Genomic DNA, 25,421 nt, shown 5'->3' with positions numbered 1-25,421 from the left:
CAAAAATTAAATCCAATACAGAATTATGAAAACTATACTTACCATAAGTCTTTTACTCAGTGCTTGGTTATCTCAAGCTCAAGATGAATATCTGACGATCTATCGCTCAGGCCAATCTTCTGATCAAATCAGCTATCCGCCCAATACTCCTTTTGAACTCACGGATGAGACCGGAGCCGTTGTTTTTTCAGATAAAAGTGATGCTAAACAATTTGAGATCCGTTCCACTTATGAGCTTACTCTCTATCCAAGCTATAGAGACAAACCCGAAACCTATACTTTAACCAGCGGTAAACTCACCTTAAATCCGGCAAAAAGGTTACAGGTAACACAATCCGATAGCAATTGGGGTTACACCTCTAACGGTATTTCGGTCACCAAGACCTTGAGTGCTTCCAAGCGTAATTACGGCTTGCAAAATGTAACCCTAAACTTTAGCAATGGTGTTGTTTTCACCTATATGGATGGAGATTACAAGGCGACCTTAAACGGAAAAGAGCTGGAGATCAAAGGAAAATATTTGATCTACAGCCCTCTTGGAATTCATAAAGTAAGCTTCAACCCACAAAGTGGAAAAGCCTATTGGGTATTTGAACCGCGCTCTTAAAGTCCGCTGATATAGCTTCCGTAGAGATCTTTAAAGTGTAGACCATCTCCCATTGGGTGTTTGCTGAGCTTTTTATACTCGGCTAGCGCCCATAAGATGCTCTCTTTATAGAAGGCGCGATCTTCCTTGGCCAGATCTGGCGTGTATTCACGTACCAAATCGTCTAGCGGATGAATTCGATTCAACGCGCTGGTGTATTCAGCATCAGAGAGATTATCTAAGAGTTCAAATCCAGGTTCTTCAAAGAACCAAGCGACAACCTCAGCATAAGGATCTTTGTCTCCGTCTCGTTGCAGCTTTTCTACTTTAGGGAAATGCTTTTCAAAGCTGGCCAAAACGGCATCAGCTATGAGTTGTTGAGCCACTTGAGCCGCTCCTTCTTGTTCGCCTTCATAAACGAGTTCTACTTTACCAGTAATGGCAGGAATCACTCCCATAAAGTCTCCCAAACGCACCGTGGTCTCCGATTCATTATTGATCAAGGCACGGCGCTCTGCAGTACTGAGTAGGTTTTGATAAGCCGTAATACTCATACGCGCACTAACGCCACTCTTGGCATCAATGAACTCGCTTTTCCGCGCTTCAAAACTGATCTGTTCCAAAATATCTTTGGCCAAATCTGGCACATAGATATTGGCCTTTTCTGCAGCGGCAGCCTCTGTTTCTTGCTGAGTGATCTTTCTGGCGATCTCCAAACTGTCTGGATAGTGCGTTAAGATCTGCGAACCAATACGGTCCTTAAGCGGCGTGACTATGCTCCCGCGATTGGTATAATCCTCCGGGTTTGCGGTAAAGACAAATTGTATGTCTAGTGGCAAACGCAGTTTGAAGCCGCGGATCTGTACATCTCCTTCCTGAAGGATATTGAACAGCGCCACTTGAATTCGCGCTTGAAGATCCGGCAATTCGTTGATCACAAAGATGCAACGATTGGCTCTTGGGATCATCCCAAAGTGGATCACGCGATCATCTGCATAGGTCAATTTTAGATTGGCCGCTTTTATTGGATCCACATCACCAATAAGATCTGCAACAGTCACGTCTGGAGTGGCAAGCTTCTCTGCAAAGCGATCCTCTCGGTGCAACCAGCTGATCGGAGTATCATCTCCTTTCTCAGCTAATAATTCACGAGCATAGCGCGAAACTGGCGCAAAAGGATCATCATTGATCTCACTACCAGCAACTACAGGAATGTATTCATCCAAAAGGCTGATCATTTGACGCGCCAAACGCGTTTTAGCCTGCCCTCTTAGGCCTAATAAATTTATGTTGTGTTTACTTAAGATGGCGCGCTCCAGTTCTGGGATCACGGAATATTCATAACCATGGATGCCTTCAAAAACGGTTTCTTTGGCCTGTAATTTGGCTATTAAGTTCTTGCGCAATTCATCTTTGACAGACTGATAGGTATATCCTGCAGCCTTGAGTTCTTTAAGCGTTTTAATCTTCTCTGTATTCATAGCTCTTTTATCCTTTAATTCGCTTTTTGCGATTGGCTTCGTAATCGGTAAAAATCATCTCGCCCAAACCTTTAAGCCCTGTGTAGAAGGCCTTTCCTTGATTAGCAGCCGTAAAATGATCTACAAACTGCATTAAATAGGGGTCTTGAGCGATCATAAAAGTGGTGATGGGAATATGCAACTTTCGGGCCTGTGCCGCCATAGTGTAGCATTTGCTCACAATATGCGGATCCAATCCATTACTGTTCTTGTAGTAACGTCCGTCAGGCAATTGCAGACAACTTGGCTTCCCATCGGTGATCATAAAGATCTGTTTGTTGGTATTTCTTTTTCTGCGGAGCATATCCATAGCGAGCTGTAGCCCAGCTACTGTGTTGGTATGATAAGGCCCTACTTGCAGATAAGGCAAATCTTTGACCTTGATGGGCCAAGCATCATTACCAAACACTAAAATATCTAAGGTGTCTTTTGGATAGCGGGTCATGATGAGTTCAGAAAGCGCCATGGCCACTTTCTTAGCTGGAGTGATTCTATCCTCTCCGTAAAGAATCATGCTGTGGCTAATATCGATCATAAGTACCGTGCTCATCTGCGCCTTATACATGGACTCTTCCACCACTAAATCATTCTCTGTTAAGTGGAATCCATCCAAACCATTATTGATCTGTGCATTGCGCAGGCTTTCCGTCATGGAAATACGATCCAAGGCATCTCCAAATTGATAGTTGCGGAATTCTCCGGCCATTTCATCGCCGTTGCCGGTATATTTTGTTTTGTGGTTTCCTGCTCCGCTTCTTTTTAAGCGACCAAAGATCTGCTCTAAGGCTCTTTTGCGAAGCGCGCGCTCGGTCTTTTCTGTAAGTGCAACTCCTCCGGAACCATCTGGTTTGATCTCCTCGCGGATGTACCCCTTCTTCTTGAGGTCTTCAACAAAATCGTCTAAGGTGTAATCCTCTGTGGTGAGTTGGTATTCTTGATCGAGTTGCTCGAGCCAATCCATGGCCTCGTCAAAATCCCCAGAAGTATGAGTGATCAACTCTTGGAAAACTTCGAACAATCGGTCAAAGGGAGACTGCTCTTCTGCTTCGTGACGGGTAAAAGCAAACCCTATGGAACGCTTTGGATTCTTCATTGTATAAAATTAAGACATTCTCAGGCCAATAGCTAGGTGTTAACACTGCTTTAAGAATTGTATACATCTTATGTAGTACCTTTAAGCTTTCTGAAAACCAACCTGACCATGAAACACCTTTTATTAGGCGTTGCCATCCTATTCTCACTCGGAGGATGGAGCCAAACAGTAGACTTAGAACAATTTGAAAACATGGAACCCCGAAACATCGGACCGGGGGGTATGAGCGGGCGTGTAACTGCCATTGATGTTGTACACGACAATCCGCAAATGATGTATGCCGGAACCGCTTCCGGTGGCCTTTGGATGTCTGATTCCGGAGGGATTGATTGGGAACCGATCTTTGACGATCAGCCCACCGCTTCTATTGGAGCCGTAGCCATCCAGCAATCCAACCCAAGTGTGATCTGGGTAGGAACCGGAGAAGGAAACCCTAGAAACAGTCTCAACGGCGGATTTGGAGTGTATCGTTCCCTAGACGGCGGAAAGAGCTGGGAATCCATGGGCTTGGAAGAAACGCGTCACATTCACCGCATCATCATTCACCCAGACGATCCAAACACTGTTTATGTCGGTGCCATTGGAAGTCCTTGGGGAGAGCATCCGCAGCGAGGCGTTTTCAAAACGACTGATGGCGGAAAGTCTTGGGAAAAGGTATTGAGTGCGAATAATAAGACGGGAGTAGCCGATATGGTTATGGATCCGTCCAATCCCAATAAATTGATCGTAGCGCTTTGGGAACACAAGCGTGACCCTTGGTTCTTTAAATCTGGAGGGGAAGGGTCTGGCCTTTTCATCACCTATGACGGTGGAGAAAACTGGACTGAAAAAACAGACGAAGACGGCCTGCCTGCGGGAGATTTAGGCCGTATTGGTATTGCTATTGCCAGAAATAAGCCGAATGTGGTTTACGCCTTAGTGGAAGCCAAAAAGAACGCCTTGTACAAAAGTACCGACGGTGGAGAGTCTTGGACTATGATCAACAATAAGAGCGATATTGGTAACCGTCCGTTCTACTATTCTGAGATCTATGTGGATCCGCAGAACGAGAACCGCGTTTACAGCATCTTTACTTATGTCAATGTCTCTGAAGACGGCGGAAAGAACTTCAACCAGCTTATGCCGGCCTATGGAGTCTCTAACGGAGTACACCCAGACCACCATGCCTGGTGGATTCACCCAGAGAACGGCAACTTTATGATAGACGGTAATGACGGAGGACTAAACATTACTCATGACGGTGGAAAGAACTGGCGCTTTGTGGGGAATATCCCTGTGGCGCAATTCTACCACATCGCAGTAGATAATGAGTTCCCGTATAACGTATACGGAGGAATGCAAGACAACGGTTCTTGGAGAGGCCCAGCTTATGTATGGCGTGCTCAAGGGATCCGTAATTCTTATTGGCAAGAGATCAGCTTTGGAGACGGATTTGACGTGGTTCCAGACCGCGATGATTCCCGCTTTGGTTGGTCTATGAGTCAGCAAGGCTATGTATCGCGTTACGACTGGCAAACTGGAAATAACTATTCGGTGCGTCCTACGCATCCAGACCCAGACGTACAACTCCGTTTTAATTGGAATTCTGCGATCAATATTGATCCTTTTGACAACGGTACGATTTACTTTGGATCTCAATTTGTACACAAATCCACAGACAAAGGTTTGACTTGGGAGATCATATCTCCAGACTTGACCACTAATGATCCGGAGAAACAGAAACAAGGCGAAAGTGGCGGACTTACGATGGATGCTACCGGCGCTGAAAACCACACTACGGTATTGGTCATTGAACCTTCTCCGCTAGAGCAGAACATGCTTTGGGCAGGAACAGATGACGGACGTGTGCACTACACCACTAACGGTGGCGGCAGTTGGACAGACGTTTCAAAAAATATCAAAGGCCTACCAGCAGGAAGCTGGATCGTTCAGATCAAAGCTTCTAACAAGCGTAAAGGAGAAGCGCTGTTGGTTGCCAATGACTACAGAAGATACAACTACAGTGCTTATGTATACCGCACCAAGGACTACGGAAAGACTTGGCAGCGTATCGTAGATGACAATGATGTGATCAGTTATACTTTGTGTATAGTTGAAGACCCTGAGGAAGATAACCTGCTCTTTATGGGAACGGATGACGGTCTTTATGTTTCTATCAACGCTGGAGGCGATTGGGTAAAATGGACCAACGGATTCCCAACGGTTCCTGTAAAGGACTTAGTGATTCACCCAAGAGAGCACGATTTGGTGATCGGTACTTTTGGGCGTGCAGCATGGGTATTGGACGATATTCGTCCGTTAAGAGCTCTAGCTGCGGATGCGAGCAAGTCTAAATCTACCTTGGCCCTTTTTGATCCTGCTACTGCTTACTTAGCGGCGTATCAACAACCAACGGGAAGTCGTTTTGGTGGAGATGCTCTTTACAATGGAGAGAACCGTGATTTTGGGGCGCAGATCCGTTATTTGATCAACAAGCCAGAGCAAGAAGAAAAGGCCGAGGATGCTGAAGAAGATGAGATGGCCGTAAAATGGGATTCTATTACACTGAATATCTATGACGGACAGCGTTTGATCAGAACCCTTAAGCAAAAAGCACCTAAGGACAATAAAGTGAACAATTTCACTTGGTATCTCAACGAGAAAGGTGTAGACAGACCAAGCCGACGCATTAGAACGCGCAACTTTGGTGAGCCTGGAGGCGTTGAAGTAAAACCGGGAACCTATCGTCTGGAAATGATCTACGGAGATCAAACGGCAAACAGCCAGATCACCGTCAAGATGGATCCAAGATTAGACGTTCCGCCGCAAGCCATTGAAAACGCTTACCAAAATGGTAAAACGCTAGAAGCCATGACACAGACAGCCGCAGATGCTGTTAAGCAATTGGTTGAAAGCAAAAATATTGCGGAGGATTATAAATCCAAACTGAGTAAACTTGATAAAGAAGCGCATAAGGAGGCCATTGACCAAAGCAAAGAGATCATTAAGTCCATTGATGAGGTCATTGCGCTTTATTTGGGTAAAGTGGACGAGCGCCAAGGAATTACACGTAATCCAGAGGTGACCATCATGCAGCGCATTGGGCTGGCAAGACAATACGCCACCAGCCGTCCAAACGGAACAACTTCCACAGAGACGCGTTTGATGACTCAGGCACGTACGGCTTTAAAAGAAGGACTTGATGCTACGAATACTTTCTTTACAGAACAGTGGCCAAGTTATCGCGCAGCGATCGAGGCCATCAACACCTCAGCCTTTAAAGAAGTGAAACAATTTAGTTTGCAGAATTAATTTGTCTAAATTCGAACAGAAGTCTGTTTGATGGAACGTAACTATACCAATACAAAAAAAGCAGGCCTCATTATGGGGCCTGTTTTATTTCTGATCCTTTGGTTTTTTAAAGGACAATTACTCAGCGAGGCTGCAGATCCAGTAATTGCAGTAGCCGCTTGGATGATCTGTTGGTGGATCACTGAGGCCGTGTCAATATCGGTTACGGCCTTGCTCCCGCTAATACTCTTTCCGCTAACCAATGTGATGCCCATAAAAGAGGTGGCTCCGCATTACGGCAGCAGTATAGTTTTTTTGTTCTTCGGAGGATTTGTAATGGCCTTGGCCTTGGAAAAAGTCAATCTGCACAAACGCCTTGCTTTATCCATCATTAAGATAACAGGCACCTCGCCCAACCGAATTGTTTTGGGTTTTATGCTTGCCACTGCCCTTTTGAGTATGTGGATCAGCAATACGGCCAGCGCGCTGGTCATGCTTCCTATTGGACTCTCTGTGATCAATTTGTTGATTGATGATGCTGATGGTTTCACAAAGAACGACAGAAACTTTGCCTTGAGCGTCATGTTGGGAATTGCCTATGCAGCGAACTCAGGCGGAATAGCAACTATAATAGGGACACCGCCAAATTCGGTGCTTATTGGCTTTCTTGAAAACGAATACAACACTACCATTTCCTTTTTGAATTGGATGGTCATGGGGCTGCCCTTTTCCATCATCATGATTGCATTGGTGTATTTTATTTTAGTTCATGTTGCCTTTCCCAACCGACTCAAGCGCTTTGATGCGTCTAAAGATCTGATCGATTCAGAATTAAAAAAATTAGGTGGACTCAGTCGGAAGGAAAAACAAGTACTGGCTGTGTTTGCCGTCGCGATAAGCCTTTGGATCTTTAGAGGAGTACTCAACGCCCAATTCCCAGGCTTAGGACTGACCGACACAGAGATCAGTATGTATGCCGCAATTGCCCTCTTTGTGATCCCGAATCGATTTTCTAAAGGACAATTCATACTCCAATGGGAAGACACCTCCAGACTGGCCTGGGGAATCTTAATTCTCTTTGGTGGCGGTTTGGCCCTGGCGTCGGGACTCTCACAAGCAGGAATCATCACTACCATTGCCAACTATATAGCAGCCATGGATGGTTTAAGCACAACCACCATCGCTATTTTGATCATTGCTGTGATGCTCTTTATGACCGAACTGATGAGTAATGTGGCACTGGTTGCCATCTTTGCACCTGTGGTAGCCGGTATTGCCATTGGGCTGGACATGCCTATGGAACATTTGCTGATTCCCGTAGCCATGGCCTCAAGCTGCGCTTTTATGCTGCCTATGGCCACTCCGCCTAACGCCATTGTCTTTGCCAGTGGGTACATCAAAATCAAGGATATGGTCCGCGCGGGATTCTTTCTGAATCTTTTGGCGATCGGATTGTTGTTCCTCTTTTTAAAGCTGGTGATTCCATTTATTTTTTAATTTCTTTCAGAAAGCCGTAATTTTAAACAAAACCAATCCTATTGATTATGAAACGCATTTCAATTTTACCTTTTCTGCTTTTAGCTCTTGCTTTCACTGCTTGTAAGAGCGATGCCAAAAAAGAAGAGGCAGAAACCACTGAAGAGACTGCAGTAGAAAAAGAAGTGGAAGTGACTCAGGAAGTCATGGCGCTTAAGTTCAAACTGGAACCCAAGAGTGATAGTGGAGCTTCTGGAGCTGTTAAGTTCACCGCTAAAGACGGGAAAGTTTTTATGATGGCAGAGCTTGAAGGGCTATCAGAAGGAGAACACGCGATTCATATTCACGAAAAGGCAGATTGTAGCTCTCCAGACGGAAAGTCTACAGGAGGCCACTGGAACCCTACTTTTGAGTCTCATGGTAAATGGGGTGATGAAACCGGTTACCACAAAGGCGATATAGGAAACTTTACCGCAGACGCGGAAGGGAAAGCCACCATTAGCTTTGATACCGATGAGTGGTGCATGGGTTGTGGCGATGAGAAAAAAGACATTTTAGGTAAAGCCATCATTGTGCACCAAGGTGCTGATGACTTCACTTCACAACCTTCTGGTGCTGCTGGAGCTCGCGTAAGCTGCGGCGGAATCATCGAATAGCAACAAAAAAATAACACAGAAAGACTCCTGTCGTTAGCGGCAGGAGTTTTTTATTTATACATTTGAATCAATGAATCCCTCTGCAGCTGGTTGGATAGATAAATTTTTTCATGAGTTTTCTCAAGAAGACCTGTTGGTTCCTTTTGAAAAGAAGGGGCATTTCTACACGCAATTACGCAAAACAGGCTTTGTCTATGGAAATTCTGTTGCTGCTCTGGTCAATAAGCCCATAAGCGAGCTCAACCTTACTGTTGCGGAATTAAACAAGGCCAACCTACTGCACAGTCTTTATGTGATCTATTATAAGCAGACGCAAATTCGGGATGTCAAAAAGTTCTTAGAACACGCCATTAGCTTTTATCGTGAGATTGACCGCGGCCGTATGAGCTTGCTTTCTAAGCTATCTCTAGGAAAGTCGGTCAGTAAGAATTTAGAGAAGATCCTCTCTGCGCGTATTCTTGAGAGTGATGCTACGCTCAAAAAGGAGCAGACCTATGAATTCTCTAATGTGCTATTGGCTACCGATCTGTTGACCTATCAGATCTATTGTGATTCTCCCATGTTGGCGAAGAATTATGCCACCTCCTTGGAAAAGGCTATTGCTACCTATTGCTTCGGAGCCTTGCAGTCCAAGACCAAACAAGACAAGTACGATATTCTGCTCTTGGAGCTCTTTGAAATGGCTGGCTTAAGCACCACAGCAGCTCCTTTAGAAATGTTCTTTAGCGATACGCATATGACCTTAACAGCTCCGTATCTGTTAGACCTATGCTGTATGGCCATCAAGGACGATTTAAAAGTAGAACCCTCTGAGCGTGAATATATCTTGCATTTGGCCATTCAGTTAGGCCTAGATCAAGAAGAGGCCCTGGTGGCCTTAGACGAACTTGAGCTCTTTATGGAAGAACATGAGAATGCCATCCACTTCTTTAATCATACGCATCCCGTTCAGCATTTTTACAAGCAGACCAGTAGCACTGTGGAGCGTTTGATCTTGCGCAATAAAAAGCGCTTACTCAAAGAACTCAGTGAAAGTGGTGAGCTGCTTGTTTTGTTAGGGCAATCGACCATTCGAGAATTAGATGCAAAAGAAAAGGACAAGGTTAAGGATCAACTCTTGGACATGTTTAAAAGCATTCCTTCCCTAACCATTTTTCTTTTACCGGGAGGCAGCCTATTACTGCCGCTCTTTATCAAGTTTATTCCAAAACTACTCCCCTCCGCTTTTAACGAGAATCGCATTGACGAAGACAAATAAAAAAACCCCCGCCTAAGGCGAGGGTTTTCTTTTACGAAAGGTTTGTCGTAATTATTGCTTCACAACACGTTTAACCGTTTGTCCTTGATCAGTAATGATCTGAACAAAGTATAGTCCTGAAGCTATATCGTTAAGGTTGAACTGAATTTCAGCTCCAACACCTTGTACGTTTAGTCTCTTGATCAAACGTCCGTTCACATCGTAAAGGTTTACATCTTCCACTACAGCTGTGCTGCGGTTACGAAGCGTCAATTCTCCTTGACTTGGGTTCGGATATAGTGTAATCACATTGTCAATTCCAAATTCGTCAACACTCAATACACCTTCTACAGTTAGCGTAAAGGTACAGTCGCTAGAGTTTCCTGCAGCATCTGTCGCAGTAAGTGTTACAGTATAGTCGCCTGGGCCTAACTCAGCACCAACCGCTGGATCTTGCGTAATTGTTGGATCTTCTGGACAGTTGTCAGAGAAGGTAGCAGAAAGTGAGTAATCTGGCACCACGTAAGGTAGTCCATCCTCAATTACATATACCTCATCACCAGGACAGGTGATCTCTGGAGCAATGTCCTCAGCAACTACTTGTGTAAGTGTACGAGGAGCGACACAACCGGCAAATCCGATTCCGATGTTCTCGTTAGCTACACCATAAGAAGCTTCCAAACACGTGTTTGGCCAGTCTAAAGCACTGTCTGAATCTCCATTACGTTGGAAAGAGTCGTTACAGTTTGCAGTAAGATCAGCACCTGAACCAACCCAGTCAAGATCAGCAGCTGTAATATTGAATCCAGCTACGTTAATATCAAAGGTTGCAAGAGTTGCACTGTCTACGTTCCAGAAGGCAGAGTCTACTACGTTTCCAGAAGGATCAAGAATAAGGATCCATCCTGAATCAGGAGCATCATTATCCCACCAGAGGTTACTTCCCCAGTAGTCAGCGTCACCTGCAGTATCGTTCCAAGCAATGGCCTCATCTTCATCCATAACACCTAATGTCTGAACCACAGGGTTCACCGTGTTGATGTTTGAGAATGGCTCTTCACTTACTACTACGCGGTATCCGGTGTAGTCCGTTTGAACACCTACGTTTTGGATCTCAAAACGGTCTGGAGTTTCTAGAGTTACTTCAGAAATTACCAATTTAGACAAGAAGTCATCAGCAGTCTCTTCAGCCCATAGATCAACAGAACCTGTTGGAGTGAATGTGTAGTCAGTACCTTCAAATAAGAAAGCTCCTCCTACCTCAGCGTCAAACCAACGAATGTTGTTAGCAGGATCTGAAAGTGTAGCAGTTACAGTTACCTCGTCTCCGATACATACGTCAGTAACACCAGTTGTCAGTGGAGAATCTGGAGTTGCCAATACTTCGATATCATCCGTAGCTACAGAAGCCGTAGCACAAGCTGAATCAGCGATCTCATAAGTAATGGTGTGGATTCCAACACCAGCAACAGCTGGATCGAAAGTATAAGTAAGACCGTCTCCGTTGTCTGTAACACCAGGTCCGCTGTAAACACCACCAATTGGGCTACCAGCTCCAGTTACTTCAAAGGCCTCTTCTGTAGAACAAACGTCTGAAGGAGCAGTAAAGTTAGCTTCTCCAGAAGGAGTGTCAAAGTTCTCAGTTCCATCAGCTACACTGAAAGAAGAACCTTGAACTGCATTGATACCCAATCCACGCTTAGCGAAGGCATCCCAAATGATACACTCGTTAGCTCCTCCGTAAATAGCAACGTCTGCCGCTAGAATAGCGTCACGACCGTCTACAAAACCAGGGCTACATGGTTGAAGCTTCATCGCTTCAGTAACTAAGGCAATAGCCATAACGTTACCAGCATCTAAAGAAGCATCTCCTGTAAAGTTGTAAATATCAGCATCCCATCCGTTAGCGTCAATCAAGCCCCAGGTCATTTCCCAAAGCATCATAGCCCAAACAGATCCTACTCCGTGAGGAACAGCAGATGACTGAATAAAGTCATACGTCTGTGGGTTGATGTTCATATCAGTACTGTATGGGAAAGGACGAATCCCAGCTCCATCAGGACCTTCATTAAATAGGTAAGTACCTACTCCACGTGGATCTACACCAGCATCTCCTGGCTCCATAGTCATTACAAGACCGTACCAGTCAGACCATCCTTCTCCCATCTGCTCAGAGTTACCTAAACATCCAGCAGCTCCTGGTCCACCCGTCAAACGGTTAGAGATACCGTGTCCGTATTCGTGGATAATTACAAGGTTGTCATAGTCACCGTCACGAGATCCACAAGTATACATCTGCATACGTGGGTTTCCTCCGTCTGGTGGAGTTCCGAAGTTTGCGTTACAAGTTCCAGAACCGTCTTGGGCTTCAGAATCTACAGAGTCTCCTCCGATTCCACCACCACCGTAGTTGTTTTCTTGGAAGTTACCTCCAGCAGCGTCAAATCCATACTGGTACAACACATCGTGAATGATGTTAGTCCAGTAGAAAAGATTGGTTACTGCGGCAGCTTCATATTGGTTTGCAGGAGAGTAAGCGATATCCCACTCAAATCCTACACCTCCGAAGAATAAGTCAGAGCCGCCGTCAGGCTGGTATCCAACATTGTCTCCGTCTTCATAAGCGTTTGCGTTGTTACCACGTGTTGTAGTGAACTCCGCTCCAGCAGCACCGTTAGTATCGTGCCATCCGAATGGAGAAGCTACAGGATCTGCAGGATTCACCTCAAAAGTACGATCTCCGAAGAACGGGCTTTCTAAAGGCAATGCAAATACTTCGTAACACTCAACACATCCACCTGCAGCATCAGCAGCAGCAGATTTGTCTACAGCTGGCTTGAGGTTTTTGTTGAAGTTCAATACGTTCTCGTGCTCACTGTGATCGTGTTCAAACTCACAGCTTACCATCCAGTTCACACGGTCGATGATTTGACCGGTGCTGGCATCTACACGAACAGACCACCAGTTTTGCTGACCGATCTCTAAAATAGAAAGGTCCCAAGCAAGAGTGATGTCTCCTTCTTCTGATTTCTGATAAGTTAGGGCAACTGGAATCTCCAATAGAGAGATACCACCTTCACTCATGAGCATTTTAGGAGATCCTTGAGAAAGATCTTCTACAACAGAGAATGATTTTGTAGGTGTGTAACCCAAAGCATTAGCAGCAGCAGTGATTGCTCCGGCAGCTGTAAGACCTGGGCTGGTCATTCCACTTGATTTGTCAATGGATTGTGCAACAAAGCCGTTGTTCATTTTTAGTAGGGTACCGTCTGCTTTGATGTGTGCAGAAGATTCAGAACCGTAAACAGGAATTCCGTTTACAAGCTGGCGGTAGTACACGTGGGTAATTCCGCTCACCTTACTGGTGCTTTGGCTTGTGATCTCGAACTGAATGTCTTGAGACGTCAATCCGTGATTCTCTTTTTGTTGGCTTAAGTAGTTAGAAATGGTTGATGTTGCATCCTGAGCAAATGATTGGGGCATAAGAATCCCAAACAACCCGAGGAGTACAACCAGGGTACATTTTTTCATAGAATTTTGATTTAGCGTATTTGTTATTCTAAACGTGCCCTAAAGTATTAAAAAATCTATGAATTTGATAACAGAAATTTAACAAAAACTATCAAATGTTAGTTTTTTTAACATTTGGGAATAATTTTGTTTAAAGTTTCGATATCAGGGATTTACAGACTTATTCCAACCACAGTTTGAAGTCCTTTACACGTTCTCTTGCAACGATAACATCCTGATCCTTATAACTCTCCAGCTTGATCTGCAAACGCGAATTGGTATAAGAAATGATGTCTTTGATCGCATTGATGTTGATGTAAAACTTTCTGTTGATGCGGAAAAATGTAGCCGGCTCCAACTCATCCTCCAACTGTTCCAAGGTAGTGTCGAGTAAATAATCACGCCCTTCAAAAGTATGGGCATAAGTACCTTTGTTCTCACTGTAAAAGCATTCGATCTCATCTACCGGAATCATACGCAAATGCTGCCCTATCTTGACGGTAAAGCGTTTTTTGTACTCCCGCTCCACCGGATTGGTCAAAAGTTTTTTGATGTCCTCAAAGTTGAGCTGCACATTTGAGGTTTGCTTTTGCTGACTCTTATATTGGTTTATGGCCGCGATCAATTCGTCCTCATCAATAGGCTTTAGCAAGTAATCAATACTGTTCAATTTAAAGGCTTGCAAGGCGTATTCATCATAGGCAGTGGTGAAGATGATTGCACTGGTGATTTCAATTTTATCAAAGATCTCAAAGGAGAGTCCGTCGCTTAACTGAATGTCTAAAAAGATCACTTCTGGATGCGAATTCTCCGAAAACCAGGCTATGGATTCTTCAACAGAATGCAAGAGCGTCAAAACTTCAACATCTTGTGCTTCAAGCATACGCTTTAAACGGCGTGCTGATGGCTTCTCGTCTTCAATGATTATTACTTGCATAGTAGATTAATGGTCAATTAGTAGTTTAAGTTTTGTTCTTCTTCCTCTTCCTCGCGCATGAACTCGCGGATCTTGCGTTCTTCCCAGTTTCTGATGAAGCCGAGTCTATCGCTAAAGACCCATACTCCGTGGAAGAACAGACCAATTCCCCAGAAAAGTGGCGTGGTAATGATAGACCAATGCGGGATCTCAAAACCGATGTTCCCTTCATTGAACACCAATACGCGAATTAGGATGATGGCCGTATTGACAATAAGGTAAACAATTAGGTGGTTGTAGAAACCTTTGATATTCTCTACCTTTTTCTTAGCGCGACCGTATTTTGAGTTTGTATATTTTTCCATGATTGATAAATGCTATATGCTTATTCCCAGCGTTGGCCGGAATTGTAATTCTTGTCGGTGTCCCAGTTGATCTTATCGTCCCAAGACTCCTCCTCTTGTTGCCCTCCATTCTCATGGAACTCTTCCTCTCTCATAAACTGGCGGATCTTGCGCTCCTCCCAATCGCGATTGAACATTGGGCTCAACCTAAAGGCTTTGATTGCGTGGAAAACCAATCCGATTCCCCATCCAAATGCGGCCCATAGAAACCAAACGTAACTAAAGCCGTTGGTGGAGTAATTAATCCATGCTAAAAATGGAATGATGATCACGTACCACATGAGACTGGTATAGAACTTTTTGAGTTCTTCTACACGTTCTTTTGCGCGGATGTATTTGTTTTGATTTTTAGGACTGTTACTCATGATTTTTAAATTTGATACTCAAAGATATTTAAGGACTATCGCCACTACAATTCTTTAGGACCGAACGGTCGTTTTTTACTGCTGAATTGTATTAAAGATCATCTTTGTCCATAAACTCCCGAATCTTGCGCTCTTCCCAGTTCTTACCCAATAGGGGATTGTAACTGAATACCTCCATGGCATGACCTACGACTCCCAGTCCCCATCCACCTATAGGAAACAAGGCCCAAGGGAAATCCGTAGACATTAAATTCAAATAAATAAAGACCGGTACAAAGATCAAATAGATGGCAAAGTGCACGTAAAACCCTTTGATCTTGTCTACACGCTCCTGTGCGCGCAGGTACCTTTTTTCACTGATATATTCTTGTTGTATGTTCATTTTTGTTGCTTTTTGTTTAGTAAGTAATGGTATGGCCACTACAAACTCTTTGTTGACTTCTGAGATCAATACCGGTCGGTCTGTAAGCAGTTGATATCGCTGTCTGATGTTTTGCAATCCTACGCCACTACTCTTTTTGACCACCTGTTTAGGCTGGATGTTGTTCTTGACCACCAAGGCGCCGTCTTGCTCATAAATAGTGATCACCAAGCGTTTAGAGGGCGTCACCATATTGTGTTTCACCGCGTTCTCTAACAACAGTTGCAAACTCAAAGGCACTACTTTGGCATCTGGGTTTTTTAGGCTTTGCGGCGGATTGTATTCAATCGCTTCTTCAAAACGCATCTTGAGTAGCGAAATATAAAGCTGCGCAAAGTCTAATTCTTCCTGCAGGGTAACCAGGTCTTTGTTCTTTTGCTCCAAGACGTATCGGTATACCTTAGAAAGTGAGGTCGTGAACTTAGTGGCCGCTTTGGGATTCTCTTCAATCAGACTGGTGAGCACGTTCAAACTGTTGAACAAAAAGTGCGGATCCAACTGATTTTTCAAAGCGTCAAAACTAGCTGCAGCAGACCCCGCGATCTTCTTTTGCTCCTTAACTTGCGTATCACGCGTAAACTTGTAATAGTAAAAGGTGTAATAAATGGTGAGCATCACCACGGTGATCAAAAGGGCCACCATGTAGTACTCCGGCCTTTCAGAAGCTAAAAAGTCCCTGATGGCTTTACCTTCTAAAACAGTATGGATGAACAATCGGATCACCGCTATGGCTGCAATGGTCGCACCTAAGCTGGAAAGGATCGATTGAATCAGATTCTTAGCTTTAAAGAATTGTTTTCCATACTTCTTGACAAAGTGGCTGATGATGTACCCGTTGAGCACAAACAAGACCACAGAATAAATTTGATTGATGGTAAATTCTGTCAATAGTTCAGTAAAGGATTCTATGCGCCATCCCAACATATAGCTGATGATCATCAGCACGATGAAGATGATTATTCCAAATCCAAAACCGCGGATTACTTCTTTAAAGAATCGAGTCATAATTAATTATTACAAGTACTGTCAATTACTTTAAGGCCGTAGTCTTTTCCGTGCTGCGGATAGAACTCTTCACTGGCCTGAAAGTGGTCATATAAAAGTATAGCTTTTTGCAAATCTTCACAGAATTCTGCAGGATCTTGCCCAAAAAAGCGCGCTGCTCCCATATCCCATTCGAGTTTCCCCATGGCTACTCGAGGGTTATTAGGATCGATCTTTGCCGCCTTTTGATAGATGGCTGCAACTTTAGGCGCATACTGCATGCCGTACTTTTCTCCATCAAAGGCTACCCAAGAGGTATACCATTGTGCCTCTACCACCAACAATTCTGGATTGTTTGGGCTTACGCCTTTAGCCAGGTTCAAATACTCCTGAGCTTTGTTGAGCATGGCAGTTCTTTTGTCTAAATCCATTTCTTCATAGCTCTCAATAGTATTGATCAAAGCTATGTAATAGGCCGGCAACCATTGGTCGGTTTCTGCATTAGCGATGCGCTCAAAAATATTTGAGGCCTCCATGGGTTTATCCTCTCCCCAAGTGGTCAGTGCTTTTTGCATGCCCTTTTGGTAAGGAGTTTGTGCTGTGACTCCAAAGGCCACAGAGATCATTAAAGCGAAAGTAAATACGAGTGTTTGCATGACTGTTGTGATTAATATGTCGTAAATATCTGGGCTTGTTAGTGCATTTCACACTTTAGTAGACCCAACTGTTGTTTTTTGCTGATGAAGTGTAATTATGGCCTAAAGATTGTCCAATTGGTTGTCCGTTCCGTCATCTGAGATGGTCCAAAAGAAGCCTACAAAGAAGAACTGATCTGCTGCTGGGCGCAAAGCTCTACGGTCAAATTGACCGTTGGCATTGGGCGTGTTGGCATACTGGTACCCATTCACATTTCTAAAGCCCAGCATATTGTTCACGGAGAAGTACAAGATCTTCTGTTGGTCAATTAGATAAGCCCAATTGAAACTCAGACTGTGAAAATCCTTAGTCTTTTCTTGTAAAAATCCAGGTCTGTTGAGATCCGTGTAGGTTCTTCCGCTGCCGTATTGATAGCTCCAACCCAATTGACTCTTGAGTTTATCTACCCAAAGTTTGGTCACCACAGAAAGGTTGTGGGTATTGGCAAAATTAGGTGTGGCTGCCGTTGGAAAGTTCTGGTACTGACGCTCGGTATCCAAATAGGAATAACTCACCCAATAGTCCAGATTCTTTATGGACGTATTGTCTCTCCAAAAGAGATCAAAGCCTTGTGCATAACCGTCTCCAGCATTTCCAAATTGGCTCTCAAAACCGGCCATTTCGGTGTCAAAGGTGACCAGATCATTATAGTCTTTGCGATACAGCTCTGCTCTAAAGATCTTCCCTTCATGACTGAACTGATAGTTTAAGATATAGTGTTGTGTCATCTGCGGATCCAATCCCGGAGAGAACTTTAAAAAGTCATTTCCAACCTGCTGATAAAAGTTTCCGTATGCCAAAGACAGCTGACTGTGTTTCCCCGTTTTATAGGCTGACGAAACTCGCGGCGCAATACTGAATCGGTCGTTGGCTTGGGTGTACTCACCTCGCAGTCCGACCTTTACCGCGAACTTCTTTGAGAAAATGATATCACTCTCTGCAAATGCCGCACTGATGTTATTGTTGAAGCCGTAATCCACATTGACGTCCGGATTGTTGAAATTCTCATCAAAATCGGTCCAAAACTGCTCGGCTCCAAAAGCCAATTTAAATCGACTGTTGAATCGCTTTCTCACCTTGGCTTTAGCGTGAACAGAGTATTCCGTATTGTCAATATTGTTATCAATAATGGTCACATCGGTATTGGCAATGGTAAAACTTCCGCCCAAGTCCAACTTCCATCCGTTATCAAAACGTTTGTAATAAGAACTGTTGGTATACCAGTTTCTATTTTTTAATCGGAAGAATAAGCCTTCCTCCAGATTGATATCCTCTTGCGTCAAGCTAAAGTTTGAACTGTCAAAAGCCGTGTAAACTTTCAAAAGCCCGTCTCCTATCTTGTGACGATACACTGCCTCTCCTGCAAAGGTTTCAAAAGGTTCGTCCCAATCGTTTCGATCCGGATAAACCACCAAATAAGGCGCCAGATTGATGTAAGAAGCATTAAAACTCACCGAACTCTTATCCCAAAGTTTGGTATGTCCCAAAGAACCGCCCACGGTCATAATGGCTATGTCGGTTTTATTCTGAACAGGCTCATCAATGGTATTGAGCAAAAGCACAGAAGACAAGCCCTGCCCGTATTCCGCAGAATATCCTCCAGTAGAAAAAGTGATCCCGTCAAAGAGAAAGGGCGAATAACGGCCGCGGGTTGGAATATTATTCGTTGTTGGTGTATAGGGCGTAAAAACGCGTATCCCATCTATAAAGATCTGGGTTTCCCCAGCATCTCCTCCACGCACAAAAAGACGCCCGTCTTCAGAAACGGTAGTGGTTCCCGGTAAGGTCTGTAGCGCTCCTACAAAATCGCCCAAGGCACTCGCGGTAGTAACCACATCCAAGGGCTTTAAAACAGAAACCTTGCTGTTGTCTCCGGCTTCAAAGGTTCCTGCAGAAAGCACAACGGTTTCTAATGCATTGAGGTCTTCTCGGAGTTTGAGTTGCAAATTGTTCATTGCGGTAACTTCTGCAGCGTACTCCAAGGTTTCAAAGCCTATATAAGAGATAGACAGCGTTTGCACCCCTGTTTCTTCGGATTCAAAGCTGAAGCTTCCATCCGCAGCCGTAGAGGCGCCATCATAGGTTCCCACTAAAAAGACATTGGCTCCTTCTACTGGGTTTCCACTAGGGTCAGTAACTGAACCGTTCACTGTAGTTTGCCCAAAGGCCTGGATTAAAAATCCTAAACAAGAGATTAAAAATAAGACGAGTGATTTGGTGAATTTTCGCATGAGCGCTGATTTTCATTTTTTGATTGATGGTTCAAAGATGCAGCAGCGAAATGGGGAGCACTAAAATTTTGGACTGAACTGTAAAAAAGGAAGGCTCAACTGAAAAAGTGGTATCTTTAAGGGTAACCAATTTGAAAAAGAAATGCGAAAAATTACACTACTATTAACCCTGTGCTTTGCGCTGTTTCAGACCAAAGCGCAAGACACCTTTTCTATTGTAGCCGTGGATCCTGCCACGGGTGAAGTGGGAGCGGCAGGAGCATCCTGCGTGGATGGTGTTGGAGATCTGGGAGGACTAATTGACATTATCAGCGCCATTATTCCCGGCCGTGGAGGAATCAACTCTCAGGCTTATGTCTGTATCCCGAATGCCAACTTAGCAAACGGGATCGAACAAATGGAAGCTGGGGCCTCTCCGGCAGAAATCATCTCCTGGCTTTTTGCTAACGATAGCTTTCCTTGTGGCAGCGGTGGACCTTTTGACGATCCAACCTATCGTCAATACGGCATAGCAGATTTCAATCCAGATACAGGAGCTCCGCGTACAGCAGGTTATACAGGTTCTAGTGCAGATGATTACAAGGATGACATTCAAGGCCCTACCTACTCTGTACAAGGGAATATTTTATTGAACGCGACTGTTTTGGAGAATATGGAGGCGAATTTTGTGAGCACCACTGGAACCTTGGCAGACAAGCTTATGGCCGCCATGCAGGGAGCGAACTTTGCCGGCGCTGATGCGCGTTGCTTGGATAGAGGAACTTCATCTACCTCTGCCTTTTTGCAGGTCTACCGTCCAGATGATACTCCAGGGAATCCTTACCTGCGTTTGAATATTGAAGAAATGCCTTTTGGAGAAGAGCCAATTGATTCGTTGCAAACGCTTTACGATGCATTCTTATCTGTAGAAGAGAACAGTTTGGATCTGCAATTGCGCGCCTTCCCGAATCCAGCCTCAGAATTTGTGACCATTGCGCACAATCCAAACGTGGTAGTTAATACGTATACAGTATATGACATCAGTGGTAAACGACTCAATATTGAGCCAGAATCACAAGGACAGGGCCAAGTACGTTTGTCTGTGGCAGATCTGCCAAAAGGAGTTTACTTTGTACAAGTAATGGCAGACGGATACCGTCAGACGATCAGTTTTATAAGGTCCTAAAACTGACAACTAACTAAACAATTAATACTATGACCGATGCAGAAAAGATTGACGCCTATATAACCAAAAACAAGCATTGGGAGCAGGAACTCACCAAACTTCGCAGTCTGTTACAAAAGACCGAGGCCGTTGAAACGGTCAAATGGGGCATTCCCACTTATACCGTTGGTGGTAAGAATGTTATGGGCATAGGCGCCTTTAAAAATCACTTTGGACTGTGGTTTTTCAATGGATCCTTTTTAAGTGACCCCAAAGGAGTTTTACGCAATGCCCAAGAAGGTAAGACCCGAGGTATGCGACAGCTCAACTGGAATTCTATAGATGAAGTTGATTTTGACATGGTCCATGCTTACGCCTTAGAGGCCATTGAGAATCAAAAACAAGGCAAAGAGATCAAGCCGCAGCGTAAAACTAAAGCTTTGGTCATTCCTGTAGCATTGCAAACGGCTTTTGATCAAGATGCCGAATTAAAATCAGCCTTTGAAGGACTAACCCCCGGGAAGCAACGCGAATACGCCGATCATATCGGAAGTGCAAAACAAGAGAAAACGCGTTTGAATCGCTTAGAAAAGTGCCGCCCAATGATTACAGCAGGCGCAGGATTACACGACAAATACAAGAACTGCTAATTCATATGGCGGGAAAAATGATTAGGTCTTCAAAAAGGCAGGTATGGGCCTACCTCAGAAGGGCTTTCTGGGTAACCGTTGCCTGGGTGCTGATCAGCAATGTGATGTTCTTTTATGAATACAGTATTCTGGCCAGCAATCGGGTACTGACCTCAGAATATGATTTTCTATCCAATTTCATCGCTAATTTGATCATCTCTACCTCAGCTGGGATTATCGGAGGCTTAGTCACCATTCATTTAATGGAACGTGCCTTGCGCAGATTCTCCTTTATCAATGCATTTTTGATCATACTGGTGATCTACACCATAACTGCATTTCTGGTTAGTGCTGCAGGAAACATCTATTTACAAGGTCAGAACTTGGACCTCCCCGTTTATGATGAGGATGTTTTAGAAGAGACCTTCTTCTTTTTCTCGAGTTGGATGTTTGTAAAGAATTACCTGATCTGGCTGTTCATTGTCTTGGTTACGCTTATCATTCTAATGGTCAATGATCGTTTTGGCCCTGGAGTTTTCCCCGATTATCTGCTTGGTAAGTACTTCAGACCCAAACAGGAGCGCCGCATTTTTATGTTTGCAGACATTCGCAATGCTACGGGAATTGCCGAACAGCTTGGGGAAGCACGTTACTTTAATTTTCTCAAAGATTTCTTTAGGGATATTGCTCCCGCTGTGGTGCGTACCTACGGCGAGGTATACCAATATGTAGGGGACGAAGTGGTTTTGAGTTGGAAAATGAAACGCGGGCTAAAAAATTCCAACGCGCTACATTGTTATTATCTAATGAAAGAACTGATCAACAGTAAAGCCTCTAAATACCAAGCTAAATACGGTTTGGTTCCTGAGTTTAAAGTTGGGTATCACTGCGGAAATGTCATGAGTGGTGAATTGGGCCAAATAAAGCGAGAGATCGCTTTTTCTGGCGATGTACTCAACACTGCGGCGCGCATTCAAAGCAGCTGTAATGCTTTGGGTGTTGATATTTTGGCCAGTGAAGATTTTGCTCAATTGTTGGTTAAATTACCGGAAGGTATTACACCCAAAGATCTGGGAGCACATCCGCTCCGGGGAAAATCAGAATCCTTGACCCTGGTGACTTTTACGGAACAATAATTGATTCATCCTACAAAACTTAAATTATGAAAGCAGATACCTATACTAAAGTAGTCCTGACTGTAATTGCAGTCTGCCTTACCGTTAACACTGCCATGAAACTGGATTTGATGCCCAAGGCCTATGCCGATAACGGCTTAAACGATCTCAAACCGCATTCGCAATACGGTCTGGTTCCGCTTAATGAGAACGGCTTGGTTGAAGTCAGCATTAAGGACATCAACACTTATGATGAACTCTATGTGAATTTGCGCGGCGTAGACACCTCAGAAGAAGTGAATATCAATGTGAAAAGCATAGACACTTCTGATGAATTAGACGTAAACATTGATGAACTCGGCGGAACTTGGCTCAACCCTGGAGGGCCAATTAAAGTACAGGTTCAGAACTAGTTACCATTAAATACGCGCAATTTTATCAGAATTCCTGTAACAAATCGGGCGGAAATCGAACAAACCAATGAAGTTAAACTGCAGCTGACAACAGATCAATTGTAAACTGCAAAATAACCTCTAACACTAACAATCAACCTTTGGATCAAAACCTGAAACATAGTTTTGTAAAACAGCTCGAGGAGCATCAAAACGTGGTTCATAAAATATGTCGACTGTACACCCGTAATCAGGATGCGCACAACGACCTATTTCAAGAGATCACTATACAATTGTGGAAGGCTTATCCTAAGTTTCGCGGGGATGCCAAGTTCAGTACTTGGATGTATCGTGTGGCCCTGAACACGGCAATTACACTTTATCGTAAGAGCAAGAAGGGTGTAGCGACTCAGGAGTTTGAAGGAGTTAGTTTTAAAATCGCGTCGGAGAAGTACGATGATACCATCGAGGAACAATTGAAGCTGATGTACGCGGCAGTAAAGGATTTGAATGACATTGACAAGGCCTTGGTGTTCTTGTATCTGGAAGACAAATCCTATCGTGAAATCTCTGAAACCATGGGTATTTCAGAAGTTAATGCTAGAGTAAAGATGAACAGAATAAAGGAAAAGTTGCGTAAAATTTTAAATCCGTAGGAATTATGGATCAACTCGAACTTTTAAAAAAGCAATGGCAAGCACGGGAGCAAGAGCTACCGAAGCTGAGTTTTGACGATATCTATCCAATGATCTTGAAGAAGTCCTCTTCTGTCGTCAAATGGATCCTGATCGCTTCTGTGATCGAGATCGCCATTTGGATCGGTCTTAATTTCTTGATTCCTGAATCGAGTAAGACCATCAATCAAGGCATGGGCCTTAGCCGTGCCTTTACTTTGGTCAATGTGATTCACTACACCATTTTTGCTGGCTTCATTTACCTCTTCTACAGAAATTACCAAGCCATAAATAGCACCGATACGCTCAAGGAATTGATGCGTAAGATTTTAAAGACCCGCCGCACCGTGCGCTACTTTGTCTATTACAACATTGGTACTTCTGTACTCACTTTGTTTGCGGTCAATATTTACTACTACTTCAACAAAGAACAACTATACGGACTTTTAAAAGCAACCTTCCCAGAAGGCTATGCAGAAGTTGATTTGGCAAGTTTCACAAGTGTGTTCTTTATCTCTCAGATCATTGTGGGTATACTTTTCATTGGCTTTATTGCCTTGATCTACTATTTAGTATACGGCTTAATGCTGCGCAGACTTAAGCGCAATTATGTAGAATTAAAAAAGATGGAGGTCTAGAACTAATCCTGGCGGTAACGACGCTTTTTATTGAGCTCTTCTGCCTGAGCCAACTCCTCTTGTGGAATTACCTTTAAGAACGATGGATGCTGTTCAATGGCATACTGTAGCTTCTCTACTATAGAATCCACCGAATCATTCTCATAATCGATCTCTAACGGTTCTTTGATCACCATAGATTGCAAGATATTGCGCTTTTTGATGCGCAGTCCTTTACGATCAAAAGAACGTCTAAATCCATCAATGACAATAGGAACTACTAATGGCTTATTCTGTTTGATGATGTGCGCTGTACCGCGACGAATAGGCTTCCAAGGCTTTGTTGTTCCCTGCGGAAAGGTGATTACCCAACCGTCTTCTAAGGCCACAGCAATATTGTTGACATCACTCATCTTTACTTGACGATTGATCTCTTTCCCCTTTTCACGCCAGGTACGCTCAATACTCACAGAACCTGTATACGCTAAGATCTTAGGCAAGAGCCCAGCACTCATGGTCTCTTTGGCTGCCACAAAGTAGAGGTTTAACTTGGGTTGCCATAAGTAGCCAATATTCTTAATACTATCCACACGCCCACTCAAACTCGCATTGAACACATGGAACATAGCCACTACGTCTGCAAAATAGGTTTGGTGATTGGAAACGAATAGTACGTTATTTTCTGGCAGCTCTTTGATGATCTCCGAACCTTCTATCTGCAGCTCGTTAAAGCCTTTGAATCTGCGGTGGGTCATGGCGCCCAAAATGCGGATCAACCAACGTTTGATAAATAGAATATGTCCGAATGGATTTCGCTTAAAAAGCCCCATGTAGTTTTCTTTAGCCCGCCAAAGATACGAAATTGACTCAGGTCTTAAAGCTGCTTTAACAGCTCTCTTACCTCATTGAGCATCATAGCCGTCGCACCCCAGACTATATGGCCGTTGAGCTCAAAAGCCGGCACCTTGATCTGGTGGGCGTAAGAGGTAGTAAGCACGCGTGTGGTCAAGGGATCATCAGATAGGAATTGCGGCAGATCAACTTCTACTAAAGCATCAACTTCGGATTCTTGAAGGACAAAGTTTGGCGTCTGCTGGGCAATACCCAAATAGGGATGCACATAAAAATTACTCGGCGGAATATAGACATGCGTCAATTCTTTCAGAACCACTATATCACTGGTGGGAACCCCGATCTCCTCCTCCGTTTCTCTTAAGGCTGTTTGCATCAGATCAGCGTCAGTATCTTCATAACTTCCTCCTGGAAAACCGATCTGAGCCGAATGTACACCCTTATAGGTCTTTCTCAAGATAAGCGCGAAACGCGTTTGTAATTTCAGATCTGGATAAAAAAGCACCATCACACCTGCCCTGCGCGCAGTTTGCGCCTCAACTGCTTTCCGCTTGAGTTCTTGCAATCGTTCTAGAGGGGCCATTTCTAATTGAGCCACCTCTCCGGGGAGTGACATCTGCTGAACTTTTGATA

The 25,421-nt window shown here is 44.1% G+C and carries 22 protein-coding genes; 11 read left to right on the top strand and 11 right to left on the bottom strand.

The genetic code is table 11. The annotated features are described in order from the left end of the window. The first annotated feature begins 25 nt into the window (after positions 1-25). Positions 26-607 (top strand): hypothetical protein, encoded by a 582-nt coding sequence (locus POW22_RS13360; RefSeq protein WP_272833253.1) that lies wholly within the window; start codon positions 26-28, stop codon positions 605-607. Here POW22_RS13360 and POW22_RS13355 read toward each other — a convergent pair. After that, complete coding sequence (locus POW22_RS13355; RefSeq protein WP_272833252.1) at positions 604-2,067, bottom strand: magnesium chelatase; 1,464 nt, start codon at positions 2,065-2,067, stop codon at positions 604-606. The genes POW22_RS13360 and POW22_RS13355 overlap by 4 nt on opposite strands. Before the next feature lie 7 nt (positions 2,068-2,074). After that, positions 2,075-3,199 (bottom strand): vWA domain-containing protein, encoded by a 1,125-nt coding sequence (locus POW22_RS13350; protein WP_272833251.1) that lies wholly within the window; start codon positions 3,197-3,199, stop codon positions 2,075-2,077. A 108-nt stretch (positions 3,200-3,307) separates the two neighbouring features. On the opposite strand from POW22_RS13350, the gene POW22_RS13345 reads away from it, so the two are divergent. The 4 genes from POW22_RS13345 (at position 3,308) to POW22_RS13330 (ending at position 9,859) form a co-directional block, all read left to right on the top strand. Beyond that, complete coding sequence (locus tag POW22_RS13345; RefSeq protein WP_272833250.1) at positions 3,308-6,490, top strand: WD40/YVTN/BNR-like repeat-containing protein; 3,183 nt, start codon at positions 3,308-3,310, stop codon at positions 6,488-6,490. 30 nt (positions 6,491-6,520) lie between these two features. Next, positions 6,521-7,966 (top strand): SLC13 family permease, encoded by a 1,446-nt coding sequence (locus POW22_RS13340; RefSeq protein ID WP_272833249.1) that lies wholly within the window; start codon positions 6,521-6,523, stop codon positions 7,964-7,966. A 47-nt stretch (positions 7,967-8,013) separates the two neighbouring features. Further along, a complete protein-coding gene (locus POW22_RS13335) occupies positions 8,014-8,601 on the top strand; it encodes a superoxide dismutase family protein (protein ID WP_272833248.1) in 588 nt (195 codons plus the stop codon). Between the two features lie 70 nt (positions 8,602-8,671). Beyond that, positions 8,672-9,859, top strand: a complete 1,188-nt coding sequence (locus POW22_RS13330) for an LETM1-related biofilm-associated protein (protein ID WP_272833247.1) — start codon at positions 8,672-8,674, stop codon at positions 9,857-9,859. 51 nt (positions 9,860-9,910) lie between these two features. Here POW22_RS13330 and POW22_RS13325 read toward each other — a convergent pair whose 3' ends face one another. From POW22_RS13325 to POW22_RS13295, 7 genes are all read right to left on the bottom strand, one after another. Further along, complete coding sequence (locus POW22_RS13325) at positions 9,911-13,369, bottom strand: M36 family metallopeptidase (protein ID WP_272833246.1); 3,459 nt, start codon at positions 13,367-13,369, stop codon at positions 9,911-9,913. Positions 13,370-13,529: 160 nt separating this feature from the next. Continuing rightward, the gene (locus POW22_RS13320; RefSeq protein WP_272833245.1) at positions 13,530-14,285 is read right to left on the bottom strand and encodes a LytR/AlgR family response regulator transcription factor; all 756 of its coding nucleotides are present in this window, start codon (positions 14,283-14,285) and stop codon (positions 13,530-13,532) included. 17 nt (positions 14,286-14,302) lie between these two features. Next, positions 14,303-14,629: a 2TM domain-containing protein gene (locus POW22_RS13315; protein ID WP_272833244.1), complete on the bottom strand. Its 327-nt coding sequence runs from the start codon at positions 14,627-14,629 to the stop codon at positions 14,303-14,305. A 20-nt stretch (positions 14,630-14,649) separates the two neighbouring features. Beyond that, positions 14,650-15,033: a 2TM domain-containing protein gene (locus POW22_RS13310; RefSeq protein WP_336407719.1), complete on the bottom strand. Its 384-nt coding sequence runs from the start codon at positions 15,031-15,033 to the stop codon at positions 14,650-14,652. A 91-nt stretch (positions 15,034-15,124) separates the two neighbouring features. Then, positions 15,125-16,459, bottom strand: coding sequence for a 2TM domain-containing protein (locus POW22_RS13305; protein WP_272833243.1), 1,335 nt, complete (start codon positions 16,457-16,459; stop codon positions 15,125-15,127). Between the two features lie 2 nt (positions 16,460-16,461). After that, positions 16,462-17,094 carry a hypothetical protein gene (locus POW22_RS13300; RefSeq protein ID WP_272833242.1) on the bottom strand — a complete coding sequence of 211 codons (633 nt, stop codon included), beginning with the start codon at positions 17,092-17,094 and terminating at the stop codon, positions 16,462-16,464. Between the two features lie 102 nt (positions 17,095-17,196). Then, complete coding sequence (locus tag POW22_RS13295; RefSeq protein ID WP_272833241.1) at positions 17,197-19,365, bottom strand: TonB-dependent receptor; 2,169 nt, start codon at positions 19,363-19,365, stop codon at positions 17,197-17,199. A gap of 142 nt (positions 19,366-19,507) precedes the next feature. Between POW22_RS13295 and POW22_RS13290 the strand changes: the two genes are divergently transcribed. The 6 genes from POW22_RS13290 to POW22_RS13265 all read left to right on the top strand — a co-directional run bounded on the left by POW22_RS13290 (position 19,508) and on the right by POW22_RS13265 (position 23,957). Next, a complete protein-coding gene (locus POW22_RS13290; protein ID WP_272833240.1) occupies positions 19,508-20,530 on the top strand; it encodes a DUF1028 domain-containing protein in 1,023 nt (340 codons plus the stop codon). 29 nt (positions 20,531-20,559) lie between these two features. Then, positions 20,560-21,159 (top strand): YdeI/OmpD-associated family protein, encoded by a 600-nt coding sequence (locus tag POW22_RS13285; RefSeq protein WP_272833239.1) that lies wholly within the window; start codon positions 20,560-20,562, stop codon positions 21,157-21,159. Between the two features lie 5 nt (positions 21,160-21,164). Further along, on the top strand, positions 21,165-22,274 hold the full coding sequence (locus POW22_RS13280; protein WP_272833238.1) for an adenylate/guanylate cyclase domain-containing protein: 1,110 nt from the start codon (positions 21,165-21,167) through the stop codon (positions 22,272-22,274). Between the two features lie 26 nt (positions 22,275-22,300). After that, complete coding sequence (locus POW22_RS13275; protein WP_272833237.1) at positions 22,301-22,666, top strand: hypothetical protein; 366 nt, start codon at positions 22,301-22,303, stop codon at positions 22,664-22,666. A 140-nt stretch (positions 22,667-22,806) separates the two neighbouring features. Next, the gene (locus POW22_RS13270) at positions 22,807-23,301 is read left to right on the top strand and encodes an RNA polymerase sigma factor (protein WP_272833236.1); all 495 of its coding nucleotides are present in this window, start codon (positions 22,807-22,809) and stop codon (positions 23,299-23,301) included. A gap of 5 nt (positions 23,302-23,306) precedes the next feature. Beyond that, positions 23,307-23,957, top strand: a complete 651-nt coding sequence (locus POW22_RS13265; protein WP_272833235.1) for a hypothetical protein — start codon at positions 23,307-23,309, stop codon at positions 23,955-23,957. 2 nt (positions 23,958-23,959) lie between these two features. Here the strand turns inward: POW22_RS13265 and POW22_RS13260 are convergent, their stop codons facing one another. After that, positions 23,960-24,766, bottom strand: a complete 807-nt coding sequence (locus tag POW22_RS13260; RefSeq protein ID WP_272833234.1) for a lysophospholipid acyltransferase family protein — start codon at positions 24,764-24,766, stop codon at positions 23,960-23,962. Positions 24,767-24,810: 44 nt separating this feature from the next. Next, positions 24,811-25,404 carry an NUDIX hydrolase gene (locus POW22_RS13255; RefSeq protein ID WP_336407718.1) on the bottom strand — a complete coding sequence of 198 codons (594 nt, stop codon included), beginning with the start codon at positions 25,402-25,404 and terminating at the stop codon, positions 24,811-24,813. Positions 25,405-25,421 lie beyond the last annotated feature (17 nt).

Origin of the sequence: Gilvibacter sediminis (assembly GCF_028561565.1) — a bacterium.
In the GTDB taxonomy this organism is placed as follows: Bacteria; Bacteroidota; Bacteroidia; order Flavobacteriales; family Flavobacteriaceae; genus Gilvibacter; species Gilvibacter sediminis.
Note: the sequence above shows the minus strand (reverse complement) of the source record. Positions and strands in the feature narration are given on the sequence as shown.

Bases quoted from the DNA above. Each gene is read 5' to 3' on its own strand.
- POW22_RS13360 (WP_272833253.1), top strand. From the start codon at position 26: ATGAAAACTATACTTACCATAAGTCTTTTACTCAGTGCTTGGTTATCT.
- POW22_RS13260 (WP_272833234.1), bottom strand. From the start codon at position 24,766: ATGGGGCTTTTTAAGCGAAATCCATTCGGACATATTCTATTTATCAAA.
- POW22_RS13310 (WP_336407719.1), bottom strand. From the start codon at position 15,033: ATGAGTAACAGTCCTAAAAATCAAAACAAATACATCCGCGCAAAAGAA.
- POW22_RS13255 (WP_336407718.1), bottom strand. From the start codon at position 25,404: ATGTCACTCCCCGGAGAGGTGGCTCAATTAGAAATGGCCCCTCTAGAA.
- POW22_RS13335 (WP_272833248.1), top strand. From the start codon at position 8,014: ATGAAACGCATTTCAATTTTACCTTTTCTGCTTTTAGCTCTTGCTTTC.
- POW22_RS13275 (WP_272833237.1), top strand. From the start codon at position 22,301: ATGAAAGCAGATACCTATACTAAAGTAGTCCTGACTGTAATTGCAGTC.
- POW22_RS13305 (WP_272833243.1), bottom strand. From the start codon at position 16,459: ATGACTCGATTCTTTAAAGAAGTAATCCGCGGTTTTGGATTTGGAATA.
- POW22_RS13300 (WP_272833242.1), bottom strand. From the start codon at position 17,094: ATGCAAACACTCGTATTTACTTTCGCTTTAATGATCTCTGTGGCCTTT.
- POW22_RS13290 (WP_272833240.1), top strand. From the start codon at position 19,508: ATGCGAAAAATTACACTACTATTAACCCTGTGCTTTGCGCTGTTTCAG.
- POW22_RS13340 (WP_272833249.1), top strand. From the start codon at position 6,521: ATGGAACGTAACTATACCAATACAAAAAAAGCAGGCCTCATTATGGGG.
- POW22_RS13330 (WP_272833247.1), top strand. From the start codon at position 8,672: ATGAATCCCTCTGCAGCTGGTTGGATAGATAAATTTTTTCATGAGTTT.
- POW22_RS13280 (WP_272833238.1), top strand. From the start codon at position 21,165: ATGGCGGGAAAAATGATTAGGTCTTCAAAAAGGCAGGTATGGGCCTAC.
- POW22_RS13350 (WP_272833251.1), bottom strand. From the start codon at position 3,199: ATGAAGAATCCAAAGCGTTCCATAGGGTTTGCTTTTACCCGTCACGAA.
- POW22_RS13265 (WP_272833235.1), top strand. From the start codon at position 23,307: ATGGATCAACTCGAACTTTTAAAAAAGCAATGGCAAGCACGGGAGCAA.
- POW22_RS13345 (WP_272833250.1), top strand. From the start codon at position 3,308: ATGAAACACCTTTTATTAGGCGTTGCCATCCTATTCTCACTCGGAGGA.
- POW22_RS13355 (WP_272833252.1), bottom strand. From the start codon at position 2,067: ATGAATACAGAGAAGATTAAAACGCTTAAAGAACTCAAGGCTGCAGGA.
- POW22_RS13295 (WP_272833241.1), bottom strand. From the start codon at position 19,365: ATGCGAAAATTCACCAAATCACTCGTCTTATTTTTAATCTCTTGTTTA.
- POW22_RS13325 (WP_272833246.1), bottom strand. From the start codon at position 13,369: ATGAAAAAATGTACCCTGGTTGTACTCCTCGGGTTGTTTGGGATTCTT.
- POW22_RS13285 (WP_272833239.1), top strand. From the start codon at position 20,560: ATGACCGATGCAGAAAAGATTGACGCCTATATAACCAAAAACAAGCAT.
- POW22_RS13315 (WP_272833244.1), bottom strand. From the start codon at position 14,629: ATGGAAAAATATACAAACTCAAAATACGGTCGCGCTAAGAAAAAGGTA.
- POW22_RS13320 (WP_272833245.1), bottom strand. From the start codon at position 14,285: ATGCAAGTAATAATCATTGAAGACGAGAAGCCATCAGCACGCCGTTTA.